This window comes from Erythrobacter litoralis (genome assembly GCF_029760855.1).
GTDB lineage: Bacteria > Pseudomonadota > Alphaproteobacteria > Sphingomonadales > Sphingomonadaceae > Qipengyuania > Qipengyuania litoralis_A.
In genome coordinates this window covers 163240-188826 of sequence record NZ_SOSI01000004.1, presented here as the reverse complement: position 1 = coordinate 188826, position 25587 = coordinate 163240, and the positions used below count along the sequence as shown (strand labels likewise).

At 64.4% G+C, this 25587-nt stretch carries 20 protein-coding genes; 6 read left to right on the top strand and 14 right to left on the bottom strand.

The annotated features are described in order from the left end of the window. The first annotated feature begins 37 nt into the window (after nucleotides 1-37). Nucleotides 38-655 (top strand): PilZ domain-containing protein, encoded by a 618-nt coding sequence (locus tag E3U23_RS09215; protein WP_279350953.1) that lies wholly within the window; start codon nucleotides 38-40, stop codon nucleotides 653-655. A gap of 15 nt (nucleotides 656-670) precedes the next feature. Here E3U23_RS09215 and msrB read toward each other — a convergent pair whose 3' ends face one another. The 4 genes from msrB to E3U23_RS09195 form a co-directional block, all read right to left on the bottom strand. After that, nucleotides 671-1165, bottom strand: a complete 495-nt coding sequence (gene msrB / locus E3U23_RS09210; RefSeq protein ID WP_279350952.1) for a peptide-methionine (R)-S-oxide reductase MsrB — start codon at nucleotides 1163-1165, stop codon at nucleotides 671-673. Between the two features lie 35 nt (nucleotides 1166-1200). Continuing rightward, complete coding sequence (locus E3U23_RS09205; RefSeq protein ID WP_279350951.1) at nucleotides 1201-2520, bottom strand: cytochrome P450; 1320 nt, start codon at nucleotides 2518-2520, stop codon at nucleotides 1201-1203. Between the two features lie 106 nt (nucleotides 2521-2626). Then, nucleotides 2627-3820: an ABC transporter permease gene (locus tag E3U23_RS09200; RefSeq protein WP_279350950.1), complete on the bottom strand. Its 1194-nt coding sequence runs from the start codon at nucleotides 3818-3820 to the stop codon at nucleotides 2627-2629. Further along, nucleotides 3817-4815 carry an ABC transporter ATP-binding protein gene (locus E3U23_RS09195; protein ID WP_279350949.1) on the bottom strand — a complete coding sequence of 333 codons (999 nt, stop codon included), beginning with the start codon at nucleotides 4813-4815 and terminating at the stop codon, nucleotides 3817-3819. The genes E3U23_RS09200 and E3U23_RS09195 overlap by 4 nt, the downstream gene beginning before the upstream one ends. Nucleotides 4816-4860: 45 nt before the next feature. Here E3U23_RS09195 and queG point away from each other — a divergent pair, with 45 nt between their 5' ends. Next, nucleotides 4861-5919, top strand: a complete 1059-nt coding sequence (gene queG, locus E3U23_RS09190; protein ID WP_279350948.1) for a tRNA epoxyqueuosine(34) reductase QueG — start codon at nucleotides 4861-4863, stop codon at nucleotides 5917-5919. Here queG and E3U23_RS09185 read toward each other — a convergent pair. From E3U23_RS09185 to E3U23_RS09155, 7 genes are all read right to left on the bottom strand, one after another. Further along, on the bottom strand, nucleotides 5903-7129 hold the full coding sequence (locus tag E3U23_RS09185; protein WP_279350947.1) for an NAD(P)/FAD-dependent oxidoreductase: 1227 nt from the start codon (nucleotides 7127-7129) through the stop codon (nucleotides 5903-5905). The genes queG and E3U23_RS09185 overlap by 17 nt on opposite strands. A gap of 52 nt (nucleotides 7130-7181) precedes the next feature. After that, entirely contained in the window at nucleotides 7182-11879 is a 4698-nt protein-coding gene (locus tag E3U23_RS09180) for an NAD-glutamate dehydrogenase (RefSeq protein ID WP_279350946.1), read from the bottom strand. A gap of 136 nt (nucleotides 11880-12015) precedes the next feature. After that, a complete protein-coding gene (locus E3U23_RS09175) occupies nucleotides 12016-13005 on the bottom strand; it encodes an LLM class flavin-dependent oxidoreductase (protein WP_279350945.1) in 990 nt (329 codons plus the stop codon). Further along, a complete protein-coding gene (locus E3U23_RS09170; RefSeq protein WP_279350944.1) occupies nucleotides 13002-13868 on the bottom strand; it encodes a tetratricopeptide repeat protein in 867 nt (288 codons plus the stop codon). The genes E3U23_RS09175 and E3U23_RS09170 overlap by 4 nt, the downstream gene beginning before the upstream one ends. Further along, nucleotides 13865-14614, bottom strand: coding sequence for an alpha/beta hydrolase (locus E3U23_RS09165; protein ID WP_279350943.1), 750 nt, complete (start codon nucleotides 14612-14614; stop codon nucleotides 13865-13867). The genes E3U23_RS09170 and E3U23_RS09165 overlap by 4 nt, the downstream gene beginning before the upstream one ends. Nucleotides 14615-14654: 40 nt before the next feature. Next, complete coding sequence (locus E3U23_RS09160) at nucleotides 14655-15746, bottom strand: M48 family metallopeptidase (protein WP_279350942.1); 1092 nt, start codon at nucleotides 15744-15746, stop codon at nucleotides 14655-14657. Nucleotides 15747-15750: 4 nt separating this feature from the next. Further along, nucleotides 15751-16848: a YjgN family protein gene (locus E3U23_RS09155; RefSeq protein ID WP_347710018.1), complete on the bottom strand. Its 1098-nt coding sequence runs from the start codon at nucleotides 16846-16848 to the stop codon at nucleotides 15751-15753. Nucleotides 16849-17084: 236 nt separating this feature from the next. Between E3U23_RS09155 and E3U23_RS09150 the strand changes: the two genes are divergently transcribed. From E3U23_RS09150 to E3U23_RS09135, 4 genes are all read left to right on the top strand, one after another. Next, nucleotides 17085-18656, top strand: a complete 1572-nt coding sequence (locus E3U23_RS09150; protein WP_279350941.1) for an alkaline phosphatase D family protein — start codon at nucleotides 17085-17087, stop codon at nucleotides 18654-18656. A 233-nt stretch (nucleotides 18657-18889) separates the two neighbouring features. Beyond that, on the top strand, nucleotides 18890-20920 hold the full coding sequence (thrS, locus tag E3U23_RS09145; protein ID WP_279350940.1) for a threonine--tRNA ligase: 2031 nt from the start codon (nucleotides 18890-18892) through the stop codon (nucleotides 20918-20920). 7 nt (nucleotides 20921-20927) lie between these two features. Beyond that, on the top strand, nucleotides 20928-21764 hold the full coding sequence (locus tag E3U23_RS09140) for a metallophosphoesterase (protein WP_279350939.1): 837 nt from the start codon (nucleotides 20928-20930) through the stop codon (nucleotides 21762-21764). A 2-nt stretch (nucleotides 21765-21766) separates the two neighbouring features. Next, complete coding sequence (locus E3U23_RS09135) at nucleotides 21767-22507, top strand: sulfite exporter TauE/SafE family protein (RefSeq protein ID WP_279350938.1); 741 nt, start codon at nucleotides 21767-21769, stop codon at nucleotides 22505-22507. A gap of 4 nt (nucleotides 22508-22511) precedes the next feature. Here E3U23_RS09135 and E3U23_RS09130 read toward each other — a convergent pair whose 3' ends face one another. From E3U23_RS09130 to E3U23_RS09120, 3 genes are all read right to left on the bottom strand, one after another. Then, nucleotides 22512-22649 carry a hypothetical protein gene (locus E3U23_RS09130; protein WP_279350937.1) on the bottom strand — a complete coding sequence of 46 codons (138 nt, stop codon included), beginning with the start codon at nucleotides 22647-22649 and terminating at the stop codon, nucleotides 22512-22514. Between the two features lie 26 nt (nucleotides 22650-22675). Then, the gene (locus E3U23_RS09125) at nucleotides 22676-23677 is read right to left on the bottom strand and encodes an agmatine deiminase family protein (RefSeq protein ID WP_279350936.1); all 1002 of its coding nucleotides are present in this window, start codon (nucleotides 23675-23677) and stop codon (nucleotides 22676-22678) included. A gap of 127 nt (nucleotides 23678-23804) precedes the next feature. After that, entirely contained in the window at nucleotides 23805-25583 is a 1779-nt protein-coding gene (locus tag E3U23_RS09120) for a flotillin family protein (protein ID WP_279350935.1), read from the bottom strand. Nucleotides 25584-25587: the final 4 nt, after the last annotated feature.

Below are 25587 nucleotides of genomic sequence, written 5' to 3'. Positions count from 1 at the left end.
AAGTCGATTGGTTCACTGGATTGGGGGTTGGAAGAGAATGGAATACGGGGGCTTTAGGCACGAAACTGTCGATCCCGTCACCGATCAGCGGTCGGCACCGCGATTCCTCTCGCTGATCCGTGCCGCGAAGCTGGTTTGCGGCCAAGGCGAATTCCTCTGCGTGATTCGCGACGTTTCGGCCAACGGGATCGGTCTTCGGACATTCCACAACCTCCCGACCGATCCCCAACTTGCACTGGAGTTGCAGAATGGCGAGCAATTCGAACTGGAGGAGGTTCGGCGCGAGGGGTTCGATGCAAGCTATCAGTTTCGCAAGCCCATCGAAGTCGACAGGTTGATCCACGAAACCTGGAACTATCCGAAGCGGCAATTGCGGCTCAATATTACGGTTCCGCTAGTCATCACGACGCTTACGCAGCGGGCTAAGGCCGTGACGCTCAACCTGTCGCAGCAAGGTGCACGCATCGAGTGTGACCAGATCTTCTCCATCGATCAGACGGTGCGGATCGAAGGCGCCGGCATCGCGGATGTCCGGGCGAAAGTCCGCTGGCGCCGCGATGAGAATTACGGGCTCGTTTTCGAGAATACGTACTCGCTACGGGAGTTTGCCCTCACCGCCGCGGCCCTTCAATGCCCTGCGATGCTGAGCAAGTAGGCCAATCAATTCGACCTAGGCGGGTTTGAAATCCATCGCGATGCCGTTGATGCAGTGGCGCTTCCCGGTCGGCTTCGGGCCATCATCGAAGATATGTCCGAGATGGCCGCCGCAGCGGGCGCAGTGCACTTCGGTGCGTGGGTAGGCCAGCTTGTAATCCGTGCTCGTGCCGACGCCGCCCGAAATGGCTTGCCAGAAGCTCGGCCAGCCGGTTCCGGAATCGTACTTCGTCTTGGACGAATAGACCGGGTTGGCGCAGCCGGCACAGGTGAACGTACCCGCCCGGTTCTCCTTGTTGAGCGGTGAAGTGTAAGGGCGTTCCGTGCCCTCCTTGCGCAGTACGCGAAACTCGGCCGCGGTCAGTTTCTGCTTCCATTGCGCCTCGCTCATCGAGACGGGGAAGCTCTTGGCCTCGGCCTTGTTCGAACCGCAGCCCGCCAGAACGGCGAAGCCGGTTCCGGCACCGAGCCAGGTGAGAAGCGAGCGGCGAGACGGTTTGATGTCGGTCATGATAAAACCTTAGCGCATTCTGCCTGAACCGCCGCTTAGAATTCGGTCACCTCGACTTCGAGCTTGCGGAACCCGTGGACGAAATTCGCGCGCACCCGTTCGACATCGCCGGCGACGTGTACGCGCATGCGCCGGGAATGCATTTCCTCCAGCAGGATCTTCAACTGCAGTTCCGCCAGCCGTGCCCCGACGCAGCGATGGATACCGTAACCGAAGGCGAGGTGGCGACGCGCATTTTCGCGCTCGATATCGAGTTTGTCGGGATTGTCGAACACCTGCTCGTCGCGATTGGCCGAAAGGTACCACAGCACGACCTTGTCGCCTGCCTTGATCTGCTGCCCGAACTGCTCCGTATCCTCGGTACAAGTGCGCCGCATATGGGCGAGTGGGGTCTGGTAGCGGATACATTCCTGCACCGCGTTCGGGATCAGATCGGGCCGCGTCTCGAACAGCTTGCGCTGATCGGGGAATCTGTCGAACGCGTGGACGATGCCGCTCATCGTATTGCGGGTCGTGTCGTTCCCTCCGACGATCAGGAGGACGAGATTGCCCATGAATTCCTGCGGGCTCTGCTGGTTCATCGCGTCGGAATGGATCATCATCGAAATGAGATCGCCGGTCGGGTCCTGCTGCGCGCGCTCGCCCCAGAGCGACATGAAATAGCCAGCCATCTCGTGCAGCATTCCGCGCCGCGTATCGTCGAGATCGCGCACGCTGGCGAGTTCGGTATCGCCCGCCCAATCGGACCAGAAGGTAAGCAGGCGGCGGTCTTCCCAGGGAAAGCCGAACAGGATGGCGAGCATGCCCGTGGTCAACTCGATCGAAACGGTATCGACCCAGTCGAAGGTCTCGCCGCGCGGCAGACGGTCGAGTACCTCGCCGGTCCGCGCGCGAATTTCGCTTTCCATGTCGGTCATCGCCGAGGGCGTGAATTTCGGCGCGACGGTGCGGCGCTGGCCGGTATGTTTGGGTCTGTCCATGGCGATGAACATCGGCAGTTCGAGCCGTTCTTCTTCCGGCACGTCGTCCCGCCGGTCGAGGATAGTAATTCCACCATGCTCCCAGCTCGAGGAGAACAGTTCGGGCAACGCCTCGATATGCTGGATCGCCTTGTGCTGCACCACCGCCCAATAAGGGCCGAACGGGCTTTCCTCGATATAATGGAGCGGCCCCGCCTCGCGCATTTCGCGGAAGATCGGCTGCCATCTATCTTCCGCATAGATGTCGGACCGGCTGACGTCCCACTTGTTCGGATGCACCAGATGCGATTCGGGATGTTCCGCGAAATGGCGTTTCAGTGCATCGTATGCGGTCGGCTCGGTCCGGCATTCGGGACGCTGGGCGAGGGTGGCCATCGTGTCTCTCCTTGAGAAGCCCGTCTCTCGCGGGCCTTTGGAACGCATCCTGCGCGATGCGCCGCGCGAGTCAAGGTCCGGTTGCAAATCCGAACCGATCGGATGCTCAAGCCGCTTTAGTAGCTCGCTTCGACGGGCCGGACTTCATGACCTTGCGGCGGAACAGCGTCGCACCGCTCCTCACGAACAGCGCGACCCAGATCGCCTGCCATACGAGCGCGGCAAGATGCGGCCACATCGCCATAGATTGCGCAGCCCGGGCAACCATCGCGTAAGGCGAGGACAGCGGAAAGATCGCCGCGAACAGCTCGACCGGCGAGCCGGGCGAGTTCATCGCGAATGTGGCGAGGAAGAACACGGCGAGCTGCATGATCGTGGCCGGCATGGAGATGGTCTGCACGTCCCGCACCGTCGGCGCCATCGAGCCGATCGTCAGGAAGACCGAGCCGATCAAGAGGTAGGCCATCGAGAAATAGAGCACGAATACCAGCACGAATAGCGGCCAGCCGACCGCCGGAACGGGCAGGGCCGGGAGCGCGGCGCCGCCGACGGCAACGCCCACCAGAACAAGCGATCCCCATACCGCGATGCCCACGAAACTCAGCGCCAGCATGGCGAGGAGCTTCCCCAAAAACACAGCATCCATCGGAATGGCCGCGGCCAGGATCTCGATGATCTTGTTCGCCTTTTCCTCGACCAGGTTGGAGAGGACCATCCCTGCGAGCAGCATGGTCAGGAGGAACAGGAGTGTGATCGCCCCGGTCGCGGTGGCGACGCGCGCGCTGCGCTGGGTGGCGACGCTGGTTTTGGTCGGTTCGAGCGCGATGTCGGGGATCGCGCCGCTGCCGCCGCCTTGCGCCTCGGCGACGATCAATGCGACCTCGCCGCGCCAGCTTTCGAGCCGTTCTTCGGTTCCGATCAGCCGTGGGGCGGCAAGCGATCCTGTCACCACGGCGCCAAAATTGGCCGCGGGATCGGCAAGCAGCCGGGTGCTGTCATGCGCGCTATCGACGGGCACGGCGCGCATGGGCGGCAGGTTTACCGCCCGATCGAGATAGGCATAGGCGCGCTCGAATGCAGCAGCTTCGGCTTGCGGCAAGGCAACGGCGAGGCGGGCGGGGGCGGCACTCTCCGCTGCCCGGGCGCCGAGCGTTCCGGCGACGAGGCTGATCCCGATGAAGAAAAGCGGGCCCAAGAGGAACAGTACGAAGGCCTTGGAAAACAGGATCGCGCGAAAATCGCGCCGCGCCATGACATAGGCGGCATGCCACAGACCGAGGCGGGCGGTTTCATGCATCATGCTGCCGCTCCCTGCGCATCCGCCTCAAGTGCGCGCGCCGCCGCCTCGCCGGCGATTTCGACGAAGGCATCGTGCAGCCCCGCCCGCTCGACCGAGAAGGACAGCACGCCCGCCTCGCCTTCGATCAGGTCGCGCATCAACGCTTCGATCCCGGTCTCGGGGAGAGGGAAATACCAGAAATGCCCGCCCCCGGCTTTGCTCTCGCGCTCGGTGCTGGGCGGCAGGGCGCGCAGCCATTCGCCGTCGCCGCGCCGCGTTTCCAGCCGGACCTGCGCCGGTATCCGGTCGCGCGCCGCATCGACCGATCCGGCATAAGGCACCTTTCCGCTCGCGATGATGGCGACGTCGTTGCACAGGCGTTCGGCATGGTGGATCACGTGGGTCGAGAAGATCACCGTGGTCCCGTCCTCCGCCAACCGCCGGATCATGCGTTCGAGCTTGCCCTGGTTGAGCGCGTCGAGACCGCTGAACGGCTCGTCGAACACGACCAACTTGGGGCGATGGACCAGCGTGCCGAGCAACTGCACCGTCTGCGCCATGCCCTTGGACAATGCGCGGATCTTCTTCTCCACCGCATGGCCAAGGCCGTGTTCTTCGAGCAGTTCGCGCCCTCTGCGCTTACCTTCCCCGATTGGCACGCCGCGCAGTGCACCCATGAAAGCGATCGCCTCGTCGCATCGCATCGAGGGATAGAGGCCGCGCTCTTCGGGCAGATAGCCGATCAGACGGGCAATCTCCTGCGGCCGGTCGTGGCCGAACACTCGGCGCAACCCTTCGTCCGGGTCGATAATGCCGAGCAGCATGCGCAGCGTCGTCGTCTTGCCCGCGCCATTTGGGCCGAGAATGCCGTAGATCGCACCTTCGGGGACGGAAATATCCACCCCGTCCACGGCCAGTGTCTCGTCGAACCGTTTCACGAGGCCGCGCGCTTCGATCGCCAGCGGCCCTTGGCTGGTGCGCGATGCTGGCGGGATGGCGTGGGCCTCGGTAAGCATGGTGCGCGCGATACGCCGTGAGGATGAAGAGGAGCAACAGCAGAATTGGTTAAGCCGGCTTCACCGGATTTGCAGGAGGCGCTGCGCGAAGAGGCGGCGGCGCTGCGCTTCGCGGCGTGCGGCTTCACCGATGCTCGCGGCGATCCCGTGCGCGCGGAGCGGCTGGAGCAATGGCTCGGCGAAGGCGCGCACGGGTCGATGGAATGGATGGAAGCGCGCAAAAGCCAGCGCGTCTCGCCGCAAGGCCTGTGGCCGGAGGCCCGCAGTGTGATCGCGCTCGGCATGAGCTATGCACCGGATGTCGATCCGCTGGCGCTGGAAGGCGATCCGGAGGCTGCACGCATTTCGGTCTATGCGCAGGGCCGCGATTATCACGATGTCGTGAAAAAGGCGCTGAAGGCGCTCGCCCGCTGGCTGATCGCGCGCGAACCGGAGAGCGAGCTCAAGGTATTCGTCGACACCGCGCCGGTGATGGAGAAGCCTTTGGGTGAGGCGGCAGGGATCGGCTGGCAGGGCAAGCATACCAATCTCGTCAGCACGGTGCATGGCAGCTGGCTGTTCCTCGGCGCGATCTACACCACGCTAGAATTCGCGCCCGACGCGCCGCATGCCGACCGGTGCGGATCGTGCCACAAGTGCCAGGATGCGTGCCCCACCGATGCCTTTCCCACGCCCTATAAGCTCGATGCGCGGCGCTGCATTTCGTACCTGACCATCGAGCACAAGGGCCCGGTGCCGGAGGAATTTCGCGCTGCGCTCGGCAATCGCATTTATGGTTGCGACGATTGCCTCGCGGTATGTCCGTGGAACAAGTTCGCCGATACGGCGCACCGGAACATGAAGCTGGCTCCGCGCAAAGAATTGACCGCACCGCGTCTCGCGCAGTTCCTCGCTTTCGACGATGCGGGGTTCCGGCAATTCTTCTCCGGTTCGCCGATCAAGCGGATCGGGCGCGACCGGTTCGTACGCAATTGCCTGTATGCGGCGGGGAACAGCCGTTCGACGGAGTTGGTCGGCGCGGTCGAGCGTCTGCGAGGGGATCCCGATGCAGTGGTGGCGGAGGCGGCGGATTGGGCTGCCGGCCGGCTCAGACCATCTCTTTGAGCGGCGTACCCAGATCGGCCAATCGCTCGCGACCGATTACCGCGCGCGCCTCGACCAATTTGCGCCCTTGCGCATAATCGCGGGTGTTGTTCACGCAATCGAGCGCGATGACCCGCCCTTCGCGTAAATACATCACGCTGAATTTTCGTGCTGCGGGATTGCCGCGCAGCACGGCGTCGTCGTGCCCGGTGGATATGCCGACCGTCTGCAGGCGCAGGTCGTACTGGTTCGACCAGAACCACGGCACCGCGTCGTATTCCCGCTTGTCGCCCATGATCGCGCGGGCGGCGTTATTCGCCATGTCGTTGGCGTTCTGCACCGATTCCAGGCGGATCACCGACTTCTCGGCATAGGGGTTGGCGTGCGCGGCGCAGTCACCGATGGCGTAAATATCGTCGAGCGAGGTGCGGCAGTATTCGTCGACGTCCACCCCGTTGCTGCCCGCCGCGCCTGCCGCGATCAGCGGGCCGACCGAGGGTACGATTCCGATGCCGACGATGGCAACGTCGCACGGCAGCGTCTCTCCGGTGGAAAGGACGGCGCCTGCGATCCGGTCGTTCTCGCCCTCGATCTTCTCGACGGCGGTTTCGAACCTGAGATCGACTCCGTGCGCCCTGTGTTCGGCGGCGTAGAAGGCGGAGAGTTCCTCTCCCGCCACGCGCGCCATCACCCGGTCGAGCATCTCCACGACCGTGACCTCGCAGCCGAGCGTGCGCAGCGATGCGGCAGCTTCGAGCCCGATATAACCCGCGCCGACGATTACCGCGCGGCGCGCGCCTCCTTCGATTTCGGTGCGTAGAGCGTCGACGTCCCGGCGGCTGCGGATGGTGTGGATGCCGGCATAATCCGCCCCACTACATGACAGGCGGCGCGGATCGCCGCCCGCGGCCCAGATCAGTTTGCGATAGCTGATACTCTCCCCGTCGCTCAGCCGGATCGAATGCGCCTCGGCATCGACCTCGTTCGCGTTGCAGCCGAGCCGCAATTCGACGTCGCGCTCGGCCCAGAATGCTTCGGGCCGTAGCATGATGCGCTCGAACGGCTTCTCGCCTGCGAGATATTCTTTCGACAGCGGCGGGCGCTCGTAGGGCGGATTGCGATCGCGGCTGACCATCAGGATGGGTTCGGCATGACCCGCCTGGCGCAAGGCGATGGCCGCCTGCGCACCGCCATGGCCCGAACCCACGATGACGACATCATAGTGCTTCATGGACGCCACGGCTGACGGTTATGGGCTTGTGCGTCAAGCCGCACAGACTGTCTCACCGCATCAGGAGGTTGCGCGCCATGCTGGCCACCTGCGCAAGCATGGCGGGCGCGATCGGCGTCTGCGCTTGAGCCCTGCCGACTATCTGACGGAACTGCTTCACAGCCAGTTCGTGATCGTCGAGCCAGTGGACGATAACACCGTTTATATCGCTTTTCGCGTTCTTCCGGCGTGCCAAGCGGCGCAGCAATTCGAGGCGCATCTGCTGGAAATCGCGCGCAAGACCCGACACGAGCAAGCGCTCCCACACGTCGGACGGGTTCATCAGCGCCGCCGTGCTCTGCGCCCAGTCGATGCCGAGTTCGCCGCCGATAAGGGAGAAGGCGCAAGTCAGCGCTTCCGCATCGATTCCAGTATCGCTGGCCAGCCGGGCGAGGCCGACCGAACCATCGAGATCGAACAGATGCGCGACCTTGCCGGCCAGCGCGTCTGTCGCGCCTGCATCGACGAAGCTTTCGCGCAGACGGCCGGATTGCGCCTTGATCTCGCTGCTGAGCAGTTCGCCGGTCGACTGGCCCAGCAGGGCAACGTTCTTTCCAAGATCGCCGACCAGCGCACTCGGATCGACACGTCCGCCGGCGCTGCGTAGCACGTCGGACATCAAATTGCCGATCGCTGCCGCCAATCGGTCGAACATGAGGAGCCGGGCCTTCTCATCGATCTTCGCGGTATCGAGATCGTGCCATAGTGCGCCAAGATCGAACAAGTGCGCCACGGCGACGAAAGCCGAGGCGACTTCCGCCAGTTCGACACCTTCTTCCTCCGCCAGTTCGAACGGGTGCACCATGCCGAGTCGGTTGACCATCAGGTTCGCCAGCTTTGTCGCGATAATTTCGCGGCGTAGGCGGTGGTTTTCGATCTGCTGCTTGAACTTTTCCCGCATCGGTTCGGGGAAGCTGCGCATAAGCGTCGCTTCGAGCAGCGCATCGTCAGGCAAGGTGCTACGCTCGATGGCATCCTGCAAAACGAGTTTGGTTGAGGAAAGCAGGACGGCGAGTTCCGGCCGCGTGAGGCCTGCACCGTCCGTCGCACGGCGTTGCAACGCCTGGCTTTCGGCGAGCCCTTCGGTCCGGCGGTCCAGATTACCGCCCGCCTCCAGCGTGTCGATCAGCTGCAATTGCGAGGCCATCGCGGATGCGCCGCCGATCTCGGCGATGGACAGAGCGAGCGCCTGCAAGCGGTTGTCCTCCAAAACCAGCGCTGCCACCTCGTCGGTCATCGCCTCGAGCAGTTCGACCCGCTTGGGTTCGGAAAGCTTGCCCGCGCGTTTCGCCGCGGCGAGCGCAATCTTGATGTTGACCTCGTTGTCCGAACAATCGACGCCGGCGGAGTTGTCGATGAAGTCGGTGTTGATGCGCCCGCCGTCGAGCGCGAACTCGATGCGCCCGGCCTGCGTCACGCCGAGATTGGCACCTTCTCCGATCGCTTTCGCCCGCAGCTCGTTCGCATCGACACGCAGGGGATCGTTGGTGGGATCGCCGACCTGCACGTTATTCTCAGCACTCGCCTTGATGTAGGTGCCGATACCGCCGAACCAGATCAGGTCCACCGGCGCCTTCAGGATGGCAGAGATCAGTTCCTCGGGCTCGAACTCGCCTTTCTCGACACCCAAGGCCTTCTGCGCGGTCTTGGAGATCTTGATGCTCTTCGCATCGCGCGGGAACACGCCGCCGCCGCGCGAGATCAGGCTGGCGTCGTAATCCTCCCAGCTCGAACGCGGCAGGTCGAACATGCGCTTGCGCTCTTTCCAGCTTTTCGCCGGATCGGGATCGGGATCGATGAAGATGTGCCGGTGATCGAAGGCGGCGACCAGTTTGATCGTTTTCGACAGGAGCATGCCGTTGCCGAACACATCGCCCGACATGTCGCCGCAGCCGACCACACGGATCGGGTCGGTCTGCACGTCGACACCCATTTCGCGGAAATGGCGCTGCACGCTTACCCAGGCACCTTTCGCGGTGATGCCCATCGCCTTGTGGTCGTATCCCTTGGAGCCGCCGGACGCGAAGGCATCGTCGAGCCAGAAGTCCTGGTTTTCGGCGATGGCGTTGGCGACATCGGAGAAGCGCGCCGTGCCCTTGTCCGCGGCGACTACGAAATAGGGATCTTCGCCGTCGGTGATCACGACCCCTTCGGGATGCACCACCTCGTCGTCGGCGATATTATCCGTGACCGACAGCAGCGTGCGGATGAAGGCTTCATAGCTTGCCTGCCCTTCTGCGGCCCATCCTTCGCGATCGAGGGCGGGGTCGGGAAGCTGCTTGGGATAGAAGCCGCCTTTCGCGCCGGTCGGCACGATCACGGCGTTCTTCACCCTCTGCGCCTTCATCAGGCCGAGTATTTCGGTACGGAAGTCGTCCCTCCGGTCAGACCAGCGAAGGCCGCCGCGCGCCACGGGCCCGGCGCGCAGGTGTATGCCTTCCACCTGGCGGGAGTAGACGAAGATCTCGCGCCACGGGATCGGCTTGGGCAGGTTCGGCACCAGCTTGCTGTCGATCTTGAATGCGACCGCTTCGTTCGCCGCCGGGGCGAAGGCGTTCGTGCGCAAAATCGCATCGATCAGCGAATTGTAGAGCCGCAGCAGGCGGTCATCGTTGATCGCCTTCACATTGGCGAGGCCGCGGCGGATCGTCTCGCGCGCCTCGTCCATCGCGGCTTCGCGCACGCTCTGCGATCCGAAATCGGGATCGTGGCGGGCGGTGAACAAGGCGCACAGGGCGCGGGTGATTTCGGGGGCCTTCGCCAGCGCATCCACCACCGTGTAGATCGTGAAGCCCATGCCGGTCTGGCGCAGATAGCGATAGAACGCGCGCAACCAGTTCGCCTCGCGTTCGCTCAATTGCGCTTCGGAGACCAGCCGGTTGAAGGTGTCGTTCTCCGAGGCGCCGTTGATGACCCGGGCAACTGCCTCCTCGATCGCATCGGCACGCGCGACGAGGTCTTCCGCATCGATGCCGGGCGCAAGTTGCAGCACGAAATCATGGATCGTGCCGAGCTGTCCGTCGTCGAGCACGGTAGGAATTTCCGATTGCACGTGGAAGCCGAAATTCTCCAGCACCGGCACGGCATCGGACAGAGGCAGCGAGCCCTCTTCCTGGTAGAGCTTCAGATGCAGCGCGGAAGGACCGTCGCGATCGGTGCGGAACAGGCGCGCATCGCGGCGGCGCAGCGCACGCTCCCCGTCGTCTGCATGGGCGCGCAACCGGCGCAGCCGCGCAATGTCCATCGCCGCCTGTTTGGCGCCGAACTTCGCGCGATAGTCTGCCGGAAAGGCTTCGGCGAAGCGCAGGGCGACGGCGGCGGCCCGGCCCGGTTCCTCGTATTCGGCAAGCTCCGTCTCGACCGCTTCGGACCAGCCGCGCAGCATGGTCTGCAATTCGTTTTCGAGCGCGCTTTCGTCGAACTCGGTCCGGCCTTCGCGAATGTCGAGCACGAAACGCAGCATGGCGAGATTGCCACCTTCCACCTCGAGGCTCCAGTCGAGCAGGCGACCGCCCGATCCCTCTTCGAGCATATCCTGAATGCGCAGGCGGACTTGCGTTGCCAGCATGTCCCGCGGCATCCATACGAAGGCGAACAAGTGCCGGGCGAGCGCGGCTTCTACCAGCGCGAGGCGTGGGCGCGGCCGGTCGACCAGGCTCATCATGGTCGATGCGACCCGTTCCACATCCTGCAGAGCGAACCCGATCATCAGATCGTGCGGCAGGGTGGTAAGCGCATGGACCAGCGCCTTGCCGGCATGCCCGCCCTCGTCGAAATCCAGCCGGTCGCGAATGATGTCGAGCCGCTGGCGCAGGATCGGCACACTGCGCGGCGGAGAGGCGAGCGCCGCACTGGTCCACACCCCGGCATGGGCCGACAGGGCGGCGAGTTTCCCGTTTTCGCGCTGCGGGACAATGAACAGGTCGAGCGGAACGCGGCGATGCACCCGGCTGACGAGGTTGGCCTTGACAATCAGCGGTTCGCGGGTGTGGTCCGCATCGTCGAACCAGGCGAAGGCCCGTTCCCACGAGGCGTCCGCCATCAAGTCTCTGGCGCTGGTACGGCAGATGCCGAGCGCGCCCGATTGCTTGCCGTCGCGGCGGCGTGTCACATGGCCGAGCTGCGTGAGCATTCCGTCGTTAAGCCATCCGAGCAACTCGCGGCCTTCCTCGTCCTGCACTGCGGAGGCATCCGTCTTCATGCGGTCCTGCAGTTTGGGCCAATCTGCCACGGCAGCGCGCACGTCGTCGACGGCTTCGACTACGGCTTGTTCGATCGCCCGTCGCTGCCGCGCTTCCACGCGTTCGGTCTCGATGTAGATCATCGATTCGTAATAGGTCTTGCCCTTTTCGCCCTTGCGGATGGCCGTGAGGCGGCACTTCGCGTCCCGCTCCACCGGGACGACGGGATGGACCAGCCGGTCGATCGAGATACCTTGCGCGGCGATCGCGGCCGCGATCGAATCCACGAGGAACGGCATGTCGTCGTTGATGACGGCGAGGCGCGTCATCCGGCGTTCCTCGCTAACCGATTCCACCGCGATGGCCGCCTGCCCGAATTCGCGCGTGAGACCTGTTTCCAGAACGAACCGCGCGGCCTGATCGAGCCGTGTCTCGTCCAGCGGCGTATCGGTGGGAAGGAGCGAATCCTTCATCCGAGTGGCTAGGGCATCGGCGAGTGCTTTGGAAACGGCGGGAGCTTCGGTGGCCATCGATCTCTCATGTCTGGCGGCGCATGAAAATTACCGCGCCGGGCAATTAACGAGTCGCACTGGACGCGACGCTGTTGCCCTTCGCCTAGGCCTTGAAATCGTATGCGGCAAGCCGCCGCGCCGCAGGGAAAACCCGTCAGGCCGCTACGGCATCGGCGAGAGCGTCCATCGTCAGTTCGAGCGAGCGTATCCGCGCTGCCGGGTCGAAAGTGGGCCCGGCCAGCACGATCTCGTCGGCCTGCGTGCGCGCTTTGAATGCGCGGATGTCTTCCGCGACCTGGCGCGGTGTTCCGATCGCACTCGCTTGCCCGATATGCGCCAGCATGGCCTGCGCTTGCGCGGGCAAGCTTTCACGGTAGCCCTTGATCGGCGGCTGCAGCTTGCGCGGACGACCGGTGCGCAAGGCGACGAACGCCTGCAATTGCGAACTGGCTAGGGTGTGTGCGGCTTCTTCCGTGTCGGCAGCGAAGAGGTTCATCGCTGCCATGACGTGCGGTTTTTCGCAGGCTTCGGACGGCTGGAAATCGCGGCGATAGATCATCAGGGCATTGTCGAGATGATCGGGCGCGAAGTGGCTGGCAAAAGCATAGGGAAGGCCGAGCCGCGCCGCGAGCTGCGCACCGAACAGGCTGGAGCCGAGGATCCACATTTGAAGGTTCGCGCCCGCACCCGGCGTTGCGCGCACTTCGGCCTCGCCCGCGAACAACGCGCGGAGTTCGACGACATCCTGCGGGAACATCTCGGCGGCGCGGTGCAGGTCCTTGCGCAAGGCGCGCTGCAATTCGGGGCCCGCGCCCGGCGCCCGCCCGAGACCGAGATCGATCCGGCCGGGAAACAGCGCATCGAGCGTTCCGAATTGCTCGGCGATCTGGAATGGCGAATGGTTGGGTAGCATGATGCCACCCGAACCGATGCGGATGCGGCTGGTGGCATTGCCGATATGCGCAAGGACGACGGAGGTAGCCCCTCCGGCAATGCCTTCCATCGCATGATGCTCGGCGACCCAGAACCGCTTGCAGCCGGCCCGTTCGGCGGCGATGGCAAGATCGCGTGCCGCATCGAACGCGCTCGTCAGGCTTTCGCCTTCGCGAACCGGGACAAGATCGAGGATGGAGAAATCGGTCATCGGGAAGGGGGGCTTTCTGTTTGCGGATCATCGCCGCCGAGCTGTTCGAGATAGCCCTTGGCACGGTTCGCCTCGTAGCTATCGGGCGCGACTTCGACGACGGACTGGAAGCTGCGGATGGCGTCCTGCTCGCGGCCAGACAAAGCTGCGATAACGCCGGCTTCGAGGCCGACCGCCGGATCGCGCGGCGCAAGATCGCCCGCGCGTTCGATCTGCTGCTGCGCCTCGCCATAGCGTTTCATGCGGCGCGAAAGGGTGGCCGAGAGCAGCCAAGCTTCGCCATTGGTCGCATCGGCATCGCGCGCCTCGGCCAGCGCCCTTTCCGCATCGGCATCGTTGCCAAGGGCGACGAGCGTGCGCGCAAGGTCGACGCGAAGCTGCGCGGCGAGCGGTTGGTCCTGCGCCGCCAGGGCCATGCCGCCGGCGCGGTCGATCAGGGGGAGCGCCTCGTCGGGTCGCTGACGGGCCATCGCAGCGTTGCCGGCCATCGCCGAAAGCCGAGCGGCATAAGTCAGATTGTTCTCTGGCACTTCGCCGGCCGCAAGGTCGAACACCTGCTGCGCTTCTTCCAGCCGGCCGAGCTGGACCATTGCGAGCCCCAAGCAATGCGCGGATTGCGCGAGATCGAGCGCGCCGTCCGATCTCTCTCGCCACGACTGCGCATAATCGAGCGCAGCATCCGGATTGTCGCTCGCCATCCGCAGGCATTGCCCGAGCGGCGCATCCTGCGGTTGCCGAGCCGCTTGTTCGCGGGGCGGTCGGTTGGCGAGTTCATCCGGCACGCCGGGCATCCCGCCGACCGTGGGATTGGGGCCGACCTGCGCTAGGGCGAGCACGGCAATCTGAGCGAAGGTGGCGATCATGGGTCGTGTCCGGGTTCGAGAAGCGCGTCCACCATGCGCATCAGCAGGGCGATATCCTGCGGGCGCGAGAGGCGGTGATCGCCATCCTTGACCAGCGCGACTTGAACATCGTCCGAACGCAGCCTCCGGGCGAGGCGCATCGAGACATCCCACGGCACGTCGGCATCGCGCTGGCCTTGAAGGAGGCGCACCGGGGCATCGATGGCAATTTCGGACCCGAGCCGTTCCAGCGTCATTGCATCGGCGTAGAAGCCCGGATGCGTCGGCGTGGGATCGGGACCGTAGGGGTTGTCCTCGAACACCGTTTCGCCCGCTTTCAGCGCCGCCTTATGCGCCTCGGACGTACCCCAATCGGCGAAGTCCGGCGCGGCGGCGATGCCGACCATTCCTGCGAGCCGATCGCCCAGCTCCTCGGCGACGAGCAGCATCAGCCAGCCACCCATGGACGAGCCGACCAGCACAACCGGCCCGCGCAGCTGCGCCTCGATCAGCGCCAGAACCTCGTTGCGCCAGCGCGAGAGGGTGCCGTCGACGAAATCGCCATCGCTTTTGCCGCACCCCGAATAATCGAGCAGGAGGCAGGACCGCCCCTGTGCCTTTGCCCGGTCGAACAGGGCGGTCGCCTTGCTGCCCGCCATGTCGGACATGTAGCCGGGCAGGAACACCAGCGCGGGGCCGCTGCCTTCGGTGAGCCGGAAGGCGATCCGGCGACCGTCCGGCATCGCATGGTACTGGATATCGCTCATGCCACCCAAGCTGGAAGCGCTTGGCGGTCATTGCAAGCGGTCAGAAGAATTCGAACTCCTCGACGTCCGGATCGTTTTCGCACATTGATTTGAGCGCATCGAACTCCGCCTTGCTGAGCGCCGGGCGGTATTGGACATCCTCATCCACGGCATTGCGGTAGGCGCGGGCGCGTTCGCCGGGTGCGGGGTGGCTGGCGACCCAATCGAACACCGAACCTTCGTTTTCCGCCGCTTCTTCGGAATCCTCTTTGCTGCCGCCGCCAATCCGCTCGAAGAAGCTTGCCGCGCCGATGGGCGACACATCGCTTTCCGCCATGCGGGCGCGGGCATATTCGTCTGCCTCACGCTCGGCATCGCGCGAATAGTTCATCGAGGCGAGGCCGAAGACCGTATCGCCGACGCCGGAATTGGCGCCCGAAAGCAGGATCGAAAGGCCGAACTGGCGGAGCAGCGCGCTCATCACGTGCCGCTCGCGCACATGGCCGACCTCGTGGCCGAGAACGCCGGCCAGTTCCTCCGGGCTTTCCGCCTGCTGGATCAGGCCGTCGAACAGAAGCACCTGGCCGCCGGGCAGTGCAACCGCGTTGACCATGCCGATATTGGCGACACCGGCGCGCACCTTCTCGCCCGCAGGATCGACCTTGCCGAGCAACTTGGCGAGCGCGGCATCGCCTTCGGGCGTATGGCACAGCCGCCCGCCGAAATCGCCGACCATCGCCTCGCCCAAATTGCGCTCCCAGCTCATCGGGATGCGCGGGCCGAGCCAGGTCGGCGCGGTGAGGAAGATCGCCGCCAGCGAGGCGCTGACGACTGCGAAGATCGCCGCCGCCTTGCCGAGGCCGAGCTTGTCGACCCACGCACCGTAATCGCTCTTCGCCGGCATGTGCGCGGCAAGATCGGGCGGCAGAGTGTGGGGAAGCGACAGGCGGAAGCCCGCATTGCTCGTTCGGCGGTAAACATCGGCCGTGCCGCGCCGCTCACCATAGGCGAGATCGGACAAGGGCACGTCGAACGCCGTGTATTCGGTGCGCAGGGTAAGCCTATCGCCGCCCTGCCACAGCGCCTCGCCTTCGTGGCGCACAGCGCTTAGCCCGTCATACCAGCTGGCCTCGATCAGAACGGGTTCGCGCACCGGATCAGACCGCGCCGATATCGAACGCGTCGAGCAGCCCTTCGCCGTGTCCGGCGACGCGGGTGGTCGATTGGCTAAGGTCGTCGAGCAGGATTTCGCCGCCGGCTTCCATATGCGTCATGAAGAATTTCCAGTGACGGTACTTCAGGAAGACGAAACCGATGCCGAGAGTGACTATGACCAAGGCGACATCGCCGAGTAGCAGCTTGAACCACTGCATCGTCGATGCCTCGAACGCGAAATTGATGTTGCCCCACGAGGTTGCGCCGACGACTTCGCGATAGTATTTCGCGTAGAAAGCGACTGCGATGAGCCCGAGACCAAGATAGAAAAACAGCACCGCGCCGACAATGGCGGCGATGCCGCCCGCCGCCGCCCCGGTTTCATCGCCCAGTCCGTATCCGGCGAGCGCTCCTGTGAATGCGAGTGCCATAGCTCCGATGAAGAACACGAAGGGCGCAAGATAGAACAGCAGGAAACGGGCGAAGATGTTGCCGCTTTCGGCATGGGCTTCGAACCGGTTGGGTCCGAAGCTCATCTTGTTCATGCGCTCGTTCCATAGGCTCGTCATCGACCATGGAATCAGTAAGCCGATCGGAACGAAGCCGACGAAATTCTTCCAGACGTAAGACAAGCCGTAGCCGAAGCCCTGATTGTCGCTGCCGCCGCGAATGCCGCGCCAATGGGTGCGCGACAGGCGGTAACGCAGTCCGCGAAACCGGGCGAGGCCGGTCAGGTAATACAGGCCGACGAACAGGACCAAGGTGAGAATGCCGGCGGCTACCGTCTCGCCGCGTAGCGTAAGGCTCTGGATGAGGAAGTTCAGGCCCAACAAGGGCAGCAGGATCGTCACCGCGACCAGGACGAAGCCGATGAACAGTTCCAGCCCGGTGCCCGACCATTCAAGCCGCTCGTCCACGAAACGGCTGTGCGCCCACAGATAGCGCCTCTCGCGAGCCGTGGCCCAAAAGCGGTAAATGCCCAATGTGACGATCGTCAGCAGCAGGTTGGGCAACGCGATCTTCGCGAAGTCCTTCCAGTTGCCGTCGAACCCGAACGCGCTGTCGGGTGTCATGTCCCGCATGTCGGACATGGTATTCATCGTATTCCCCCACTCGATCCCTCGTGCAGGATGCGGCTGTAGCCGATCGAATGTCAACGATTTACGAAGAAGAGCTCGGAATAGGTGCGCGATTGTCATGAAGGCGTTATGACGGCAGGGCATCGGGTGTTGCAGAAAGGACGATTCCCATACTCGATACCGCTCCGCCCGCCGCCGCCCGCCTCCCTGCGCTCGACCGGCGTGGTCTATTCAAAGGCGCAGCCCTTGGCGCCGGATTGCTGGCCTCGCCTCTCGCGGCGCAAACACGCGAGCGTGGTTTCACGCATGGCATCGCCAGCGGGGAACCGTCGTCGGACGGGATGCTGCTTTGGACGCGGTTCGTCGCCGAGCAAGATACGTCGCTAGCGTGGGAAGTGACGGACCCTTCGACCGGTCGTGTGGTTGCGGAGGGCTCGACGCCTGCGTCGCCGCAGCGCGACTGGTGCGCCAAGGCCGAGGTAAGCGGCCTCGCACCCGGCACGTGGTATTATTACCGCTTTACCGCGCCCGACGGTTCGCAATCCGATATCGGACGCACCCGCACCTTGCCGCAAGGACCGACCGCGCGCTGGCGGATGGCGGTGTTCTCGTGCTCGAACATCGGCTTCGGCTGGTTCAACGCCTACCGCCATGCCGCCGAAGCCGATGCGTTCGACATGGTCGCGCATCTCGGCGATTATATCTACGAATACGGGCTCGGCACCTATCCCTCGCGCGAGCAATTCGAGCCGGGGCGGGTGCTGACGCCGGAAACCGAGATCGTCTCGCTTGCGGACTATCGCCTGCGCCATGCCGATTATCGCCGCGATCCCGATTTGCAGCGGCTGACGCAACTCTATCCCATGATCATGGTGTGGGACGATCACGAAAGCGCCAACGATTCCTGGGAGGACGGCGCGCAGAATCACCAGCCGGACACCGAAGGACCATGGGACGTACGCAAGGCCGCGGCGATCCGCGCCTACCGCGAATGGCTGCCGGTGTCGGACGCGCCCTATAAACGTTACGAGATCGGCGATCTGGCGACCCTTTTCGCGCTGGATACGCGGCTTCTCGGGCGCGACGAACAATTCGATTTCGGCGCGTTGATCGGAGCCGAGACCTCTCCGGACCGGATCGCGCGCGCCTTTGCCGCCTTCCGGGATGGGGACTATGTCGATCCCGCCCGGCAGTTGCTCGGCGCGGAGCAGGAAGCCTGGTTGTTCGACGGCCTGCAATCCTCCCGCCGGGCAGGCAAGACGTGGCAGGTGCTGGCGCAGCAGGTCATCATGGGGAAGCTGAAAACGCCGACCGGACTGCTGGATAGCCTGCCCGCCGACGTGCCCGATTACGTTCGCCAGCGCATCCTGCTCGGCGCGGCGGCGGCGCGCGAGGAATTGCCCCTCAACATGGATGCATGGGACGGCTATCCCGCCGCGCGCGACAGGGTGCTGGCGGCGGCGCGCGAGGCGGATGCGGATCTCGTGGTCCTGTCGGGCGATTCGCATAATGGCTGGGGCTTCAATCTCGACCATGCTGGTGAGCGAGCGGGCGTCGAGTTCGCGGGCCATTCGGTCACCTCGCCCGGCTATGAAAGCGCACCTCCCACGCTTCCGCCAGAACGGCTCGCGCAGGCGTTGCGGGAGGCCAATCCGCAGCTCGCCTGGGCCGATACGTCGCGGCGGGGCTATATGGCGCTGGAGCTGACGCCGGAGCGGGCGAGCAGCGAATACCGCTTCATCGGCAATGTCCGCGACAAGGCTTCGGATGTGGTCGCGACACAGCGCCTGACCACGCTCGCCGGACAGCGCAAGATAACCGTAGCTTGATCGGTGCGGTGATTTTGCTTATCTCCTGCCACATGCAAACGCCGTTCACCACGCGCACTACCACCACCCCGGTCAGCCGGGGGCGGGTGCGCGCGGATTGACGCGAGCACCGCCGCCCGGTTTCGGGCGGTCGGTGTCCCCTACCCGAAACCGTACTCTCCGAGCGACACCGCCCTTCCGGTGCGCGCCGCCTTGTGGCACAGGCGCGCCGAGATCAAACGGATGACGAAGACATGACGCAATTGCTCAAGATCAGCCTGCCGGATGGCTCGGTGCGTGAAGTGGAAGAGGGCGCGACCCCCGCCGATATCGCCGCCGCCATCGGGCCGGGTCTCGCCAAGGCTGCTATCGCCGCGCGGGTCGACGGGGAATTGCGCGACATCAATCGCCCGTTCGAAGCCGATGCCGAGCTGGCGCTGGTAACGAGCCGCGACGAGGAGGACGCCCTCGAACTCGCCCGTCACGACTATGCCCATGTGCTGGCCGAGGCGGTGCAGTCGCTCTATCCCGGAACGCAGATCACCTTCGGCCCCTCGACCGACGACGGCTTCTATTACGACGTCAAGGCGCCCGACAGCCGCGATCCCTTCAGCGTGGACGACCTTCCCGCGATCGAGGAGGAAATGCGCCGCATCATCAAAGCCGACAAGCCGCTCCGCCGCGAGGTATGGAGCCGCGAAGCGCTGATCGAGAAGTGGGAGAAGGACGGGGAGGTCTTCAAGGCCGAATGGGCGAAAGAACTGCCGGACGGCGAGGAACTCACCGTCTATTGGTCGGGCGAGGACTGGCTCGACATGTGCCGCGGCCCGCACCTTGCCAGCACCGGCAAGCTCGATCCGCAGGCGTTCAAGCTGACGCGGGTGGCGGGTGCATATTGGCGCGGCGACCAGAACAATCCGCAGCTGACGCGTATCTATGGCACCGGCTGGCTCAACAAGAAGCAGCTTGCCGCCCACCTCACCCGGCTAGAGGAAGCCGCCAAGCGCGACCATCGCAAACTGGGCCGCGAGATGGATCTGTTCCACCTGCAGGAAGAGGCGCACGGCAGCGTCTTCTGGCACCCCAAGGGCTATCGCATCTGGCGCGAGCTCGAAGCCTATATGCGCCGCAAGATGGACAATGCGGGCTATCGCGAGATCAAGACGCCGCAACTGATGGATGTGCGCCAGTGGGAGCAGTCCGGCCATTGGGGCAAATATGCTGAGAACATGTTCGCCGTGCCGGACATCGTCCCGGAGGTTGACGGGCTAGGCGACGACAATGACGGCGAGGGCGCGAACCCCAAGGTCGCGTCCGATGCGGACTGGATGGCGATCAAGCCAATGAATTGCCCGGCGCATGTCCTCGTCTTCAAACAGGGAATTACCAGCTATCGCGACCTGCCGATCCGGCTGGGCGAAATGGGCTGTTGCCACCGCAACGAACCGCATGGCGCGCTACATGGGCTGATGCGCGTGCGTCAGTTCACGCAGGACGATGCGCACATCTTCTGCACCGAGGCGCAAGTGGTCGAGGAAGTCCGCGCCTTCTGTAAGCTGGCGGACGAGGTCTATTCCGATTTCGGCTTCACTTACGATGTGAAGCTGGCGCTGCGGCCCGAAAAACGCTTCGGCAGCGAGGCGGACTGGGACAAGGCCGAACAGGAGCTGCGCGACGCGGTGGCCGAAGCAGGCATGGCGAACGAGGAGTATGGTTGGGAGGAACTGCCCGGCGAAGGCGCGTTCTATGCGCCCAAGCTCGAATGGCACCTGACCGATGCGATCGGCCGCACCTGGCAGGTCGGCACGATCCAGGGCGACCGCGTGCTGCCCGACCGGCTCGATGCGAGCTATGTCGGCGAGGATGGCGAGAAGCATCGCCCCGTCATGCTTCACCGCGCTATTTTCGGATCGTATGAACGGTTCATCGGTATTCTGATCGAGCACTTCGCCGGGCGTCTGCCCGTCTGGCTTGCCCCGGTGCAGGCGGTGGTGGCGACCATCGTGTCGGATGCCGACGGCTATGCGGAAGAGGCGGTTGCCAAGCTGAAGGCGGCGGGCATCCGTGTGGAAAGCGACCTTCGGAACGAGAAAATCAATTACAAGGTGCGCGAACACAGTCTTGCCAAAGTCCCGCACCTGCTCGTGGTCGGCAAGCGCGAGGCGGAGGAGGGCACCGTCGCCGTCCGCACGCTGGGCGAGAAGGAGCAGCAAATCATGCCGCTCGATGACGCCATTGCCATGCTGAAGGACGCCGCGACGCCGCCGGACTTGCGCGAAAGCTGACCGGACCTTGCGCCGGAATCTCGGCCTCGCCCTGCTTGCCGCTCTGGCACTCGGCATCGGACTGCTCGCACTGGGTTATTCCAATGCGCGCGCCGATCCGATCGTCCGTAAAGCGTATGTCCCGGTCAGCGATTGGCCGGACGGTGTACCGCCGCTGCGCGTACTGGCCCTGTCGGATGTCCATGTTTCGGGGCCGGACATGCCGCCCGAACGCGTCGTGCGGATTGCCGAGCGGCTGAACCGCCTGTCGCCCGATCTTATCTTGATTGCGGGCGACCTCATCAGCGAAAAGGGCACCGCAACGAAGATCTATACTGAAGAGCAGGTTGCCGCGCCCTTCGCCGCGTTCAAAGCGCGCTACGGCATGATCGTAGCGCCGGGTAATCACGATCACTGGGTCGATCTCGACGCGATGATCGCGGCGCTCGAGACACGCGGGATTACCGTTCTTCGGAACGAAGCGGTGCGGCGCGGTCCGGTGCGGATCGGTGCAGTGGACGACGATTACACAGGCCATGATGATATCCCCGCGACATTCGCCGCGCTCGATGCCTTGGGCACCGGTCCGACCCTGATCGTCAGCCATACGCCGGATATCGTGCCCGGTCTGCCGCGCCCCGTCTCCGCCATCTTCGCCGGGCACACGCATTGCGGGCAGATCAGCCTGCCTGTCATCGGCCCGATCGCAACCATGTCGCGCTATGGCGACCGTTTCGCTTGCGGAAAGATCCGTGACGGCGGCCAGACCGTGTTCGTGGGCGCAGGCCTCGGCACCAGCATCCTGCCCCTGCGCCTGGGCGCGCCGCCGGACGTGTGGCTCGTGACCTTCGGGCCGCCACGATAAGCATGCTCGACGCTTTCACCGCCGCCCAAATTCTCGCCGTGCTGCTGGCCGCGTTCGGATCGGCATTCGTGCGCGGATTGACCGGGTTCGGGATGGCGATCCTGCTGGTGCCGATCCTCGCGCTGGCGTTGTCTCCGGTTCATGCCGTCCTGCTGACGAATTTCCTATCGGTCTTCATCGGCCTGTCGGAAATCCGGCGGTTGTTGCGTAATGCGGAGCGATCGGCATGGATCATTATCGCGCTGGTCGCGGTGACGACGCCCGTCGGCCTCTATGTTCTTACCCTGACCACTCCGGCCGTCGCACGCGTGGTCATCGCCTTCATCGCCCTGTCGGCCTTCGCCGCGATTTTGCTCCCGCGGCGCGGCGCGATGTCGCACCATCCGGCGACTACCGGAGGGGTCGGCATATTAAGCGGCTTGATGACGGGTTATGCGGGAATGCCCGGCCCGCCGGTCGTGCCCTATTATGTGGGACGCGACATTCCGCGCGAGACCGCCAAGGCCTCAATGCTGCTGATCTTTACCTGCGCCTCTACCACCGGGCTGGCCAGCGGGGCGGCAATCGGCGTGCTCGACGGGACGCTCGCGGTGCTGGCCGCGCTGCTCTTTCCTGCCGTGCTGCTGGGCAATTGGCTGGGCGACAAGGCATCGGGCCGGATCGCGGACCGGACCTGGCGAATATGCGTGGGCGTGGTGCTGGGCGCGGCCGCGGTGGCGGCGCTGGTGAAAGCGCTCGGCTAATTCGTCAGAGCGGGAGGATCGGCCCGGCGAGCGCCAATGCGATCCCGCAGCCGCTGACGATGGCGGCACGGGCATAATCGGCCATACGAAGCGGCGCGATATGAGTGCGAGCGAGGGCGACAGCTTTTGCCATGCCCTGCATTCTGCGCGCAATATCCTAACGAAGCGTTAAACGCGCCAACCCGCGCTCGGCATTTGCTGGCTCGCGCAGTGGAAACCGCCGCCGCCCGCAAGCACGGCATCGGCGGGCAGGCCGATGGTCGCGCGATCGGGAAATAGGGCGGCGATGGCGGCAACCCCCTCTTCGTCATATGGGCTGCCGAAGGTCGGCACGACCACGAGATTGCTGGTGACGGCAAAATTGGCGTAGCTCGCCGGCTCTATCCGCTCGCCACTCGTAACGCGGCCGGGCGAGGGTATCTCCTTCACCGTGACGCCTGCGGCCTCGGCCCGCGCCTTGGCATCGGCATAGATGTCGGCATTGGGATCGTCCTTGCCCGTCGCGCGGGGCAAAGCGAGCGTGTTCGGGGCGACGAAGCGGGCGAGGTTGTCGACATGTCCATCGGTGTGATCGTTGATCAGTCCGTCGCCGAGCCAGAGGATGCGCGTGAAGCCAAGCGTGTCCGCCAAACGCTGCTCGATGTCCTCGCGGGTCAGATCGGGATTGCGGTTCGGGTTGAGGAGGCATTGCTCCGTCGTCACGGCGAGGCCCGTTCCGTCGCTATCCACCGCGCCGCCTTCGAGGATCCAGTCCGCAGTTTTAAGGGGGAGGTTTTCGTTGGCCGCCAGTTCGGCGCCGATGGTCCGGTCTCCGTCCATCAGGTATTTGCCGCCCCAGCCGTTGAAGGCGAAGCGCCGCGCCGCCCGCTCGCCTTGGGCATCGGCGACAATCAGCGGCCCGGTATCGCGCAGCCAGACATCGCCATAGGTTCGCCACTCGAGCGTGACTGCGCCGGAAACGAGCGCCTTCGCGCGTGCCTCGTTCGCCGCATCGCGCACCAGCAGGCGCACCGCCTGTCCGCTTTCGGCAACGACATTGGCGAAGGCCGCGATCTGCTCCTGCGCGCGGGGGAGAACCTCGGGCCATTCTTCGGCGTCATGGGGGAAGCCGATCCACAGCCAGTCCTGCGGCGCCCATTCGGGGGGCATGGTATACCGGTGAGAGGTCATGCCGTTCGGTTGGGGAAAGCGGCGGTTTTAATCAATGAGATTTCAAACTCGGGGCGAACGATAGGTATGAAATGAAAAAAAGGGGGGGGGACGCGATTGCTCGCATCCCCCTAATTGTTTCGGGCGCTTATGCGTCGGCGGAGTCGCCGTCCTCCTCGTCGAAGTCGTAATCGTATTCGACCGAAGGCTCTTTGGCTTTGCCGTTAGAACCGATCGCCTTGCGTTCGTCCTTCGGCTCCTTCCGCTCATCGCTGGCCTTCATGCCGCCGGTCTGCTCGGCCGGACCTTTCACGAGGCTGTTGAGCGAAGACCCATCGAGGCCCAGCTCCTTCATCAGCCCGTCGAGCACCGGTGCCTGAGCACGGTAGGCCAAGGCCGCGCTGACTGCGTCGGTCGCGAGATTTCCCGATCCGCCGCCATTCGACGCGCCCGCGCCGCCGCCGGCGCCTTTGCCGCCGCCATTGGTGAGCCCATCGACCTGCACGATCTTGATGCTTTCGATTGCCTCCATCGGCTTGGCGCTCTCGCGCACCAGCTCGGGCAGGACATTAAGTAGCGCCAGCTTGGTCTGCAGGCTGATCTGGTCGGACGACAGGATGTTCGCCGCTTCGTTGATCGCGCGCTGACCGGCCGCCTCGACTTCGAAGCGCACCCGCGCGGCTTCGGCCCGCAGCTTTTCGGCTTCCGCCTCGCCCTGCGCTTCCAGCCGGGCGGCTTCGGCGCGGTTCGATGCGGCGTCCTTTTCGGCTTCGGCGTCGACGCGGATCTTGATCGCGTCGCGCTCGGCCTGCTTCGATGCTTCGATCAATTCGATCTTCTTCTGGCGTTCGGCCACCTCACTCTCGCGGCTGGTCGCGACCTGTTCCTCCGCAGCGACCGCCTTGGCCCGCGCCTCGTCGGCCTCCGCCTTAGCCTGGCTTTCCTCGCGGCTCTTGTTCTGCACCGCGATCTGCTGTTCCTGCCGAGCGATTTCGAGCGCGCGCATCTGGTCGATCCGTGCCTCTTCGACCAGACGGTCGGCCTCGATCTGCTGCGCGTCGACCTGCTTCTTCGCCTCGATCCGGGCAGCCTCGGCCTCGCGGTTGCGCTCCGCCTGTTCGCGGGCAATTTCGGAGGTCTGCTTGGCGCGGCGGGTTTCCACTTCGCGCTCCTGCTCCAGCCGGGCATATTCGTTGTCGCGACTGATCTCGAAGCTGCGCATGTCGGCCTCAAGGTTCTTGGTCTCCATCTGCACGCGCGTGTCCTGCTCGATATCGTTGCGCAGTTTCTTGCGCGCCTCGATCTGTTCGGTCAGCTTGGTGAGACCTTCAGCGTCGAAGGCGTTGTTGGCGTTGAAATGCTCGATACTTGTCTGATCGAGACCGGTGAGTGAGACCGATTCCAGTTCGAGCCCGTTCATCGCAAGATCGTTGGACGAGACCTGCTGCACCTTTTGGACGAAGTCGGCGCGCTGTTCGTGCAACTCGTTCATGGTCATGCCGGCCGCGACGGAGCGCAGCGCGTCGACGAACTTGCCCTCCACGAGGTCCTTTAGCATTTCCGGCTGCATCGTGCGCTGACCCAGCGTCTGCGCGGCCATCGCGATCGCCTCGCTATCGGGCTTCACGCGGACGTAGAACTCGGCCTTCACGTCGATCCGCAACCGGTCGAGCGTGATAAGCGCCTCGCCGTCGCGGCGGACGACCGAGAGCACCAGCGTGTTCATGTTGACCGGCATGGTCTCGTGAAAGACCGGAAGCACCAGGGCGCCGCCGTTCATCACGACTTTCTCGCCGCCTACGCCGGTACGCACGAAAGCGGTCTCCTTCGCGGCGCGGCGATAAAGCTTGGCCAGAAACAGGCCGATCACGAAAACGGCGATGATTACCGCGATGATCAGCACGAGGCCGTTCGATAGAATATCCATAGTT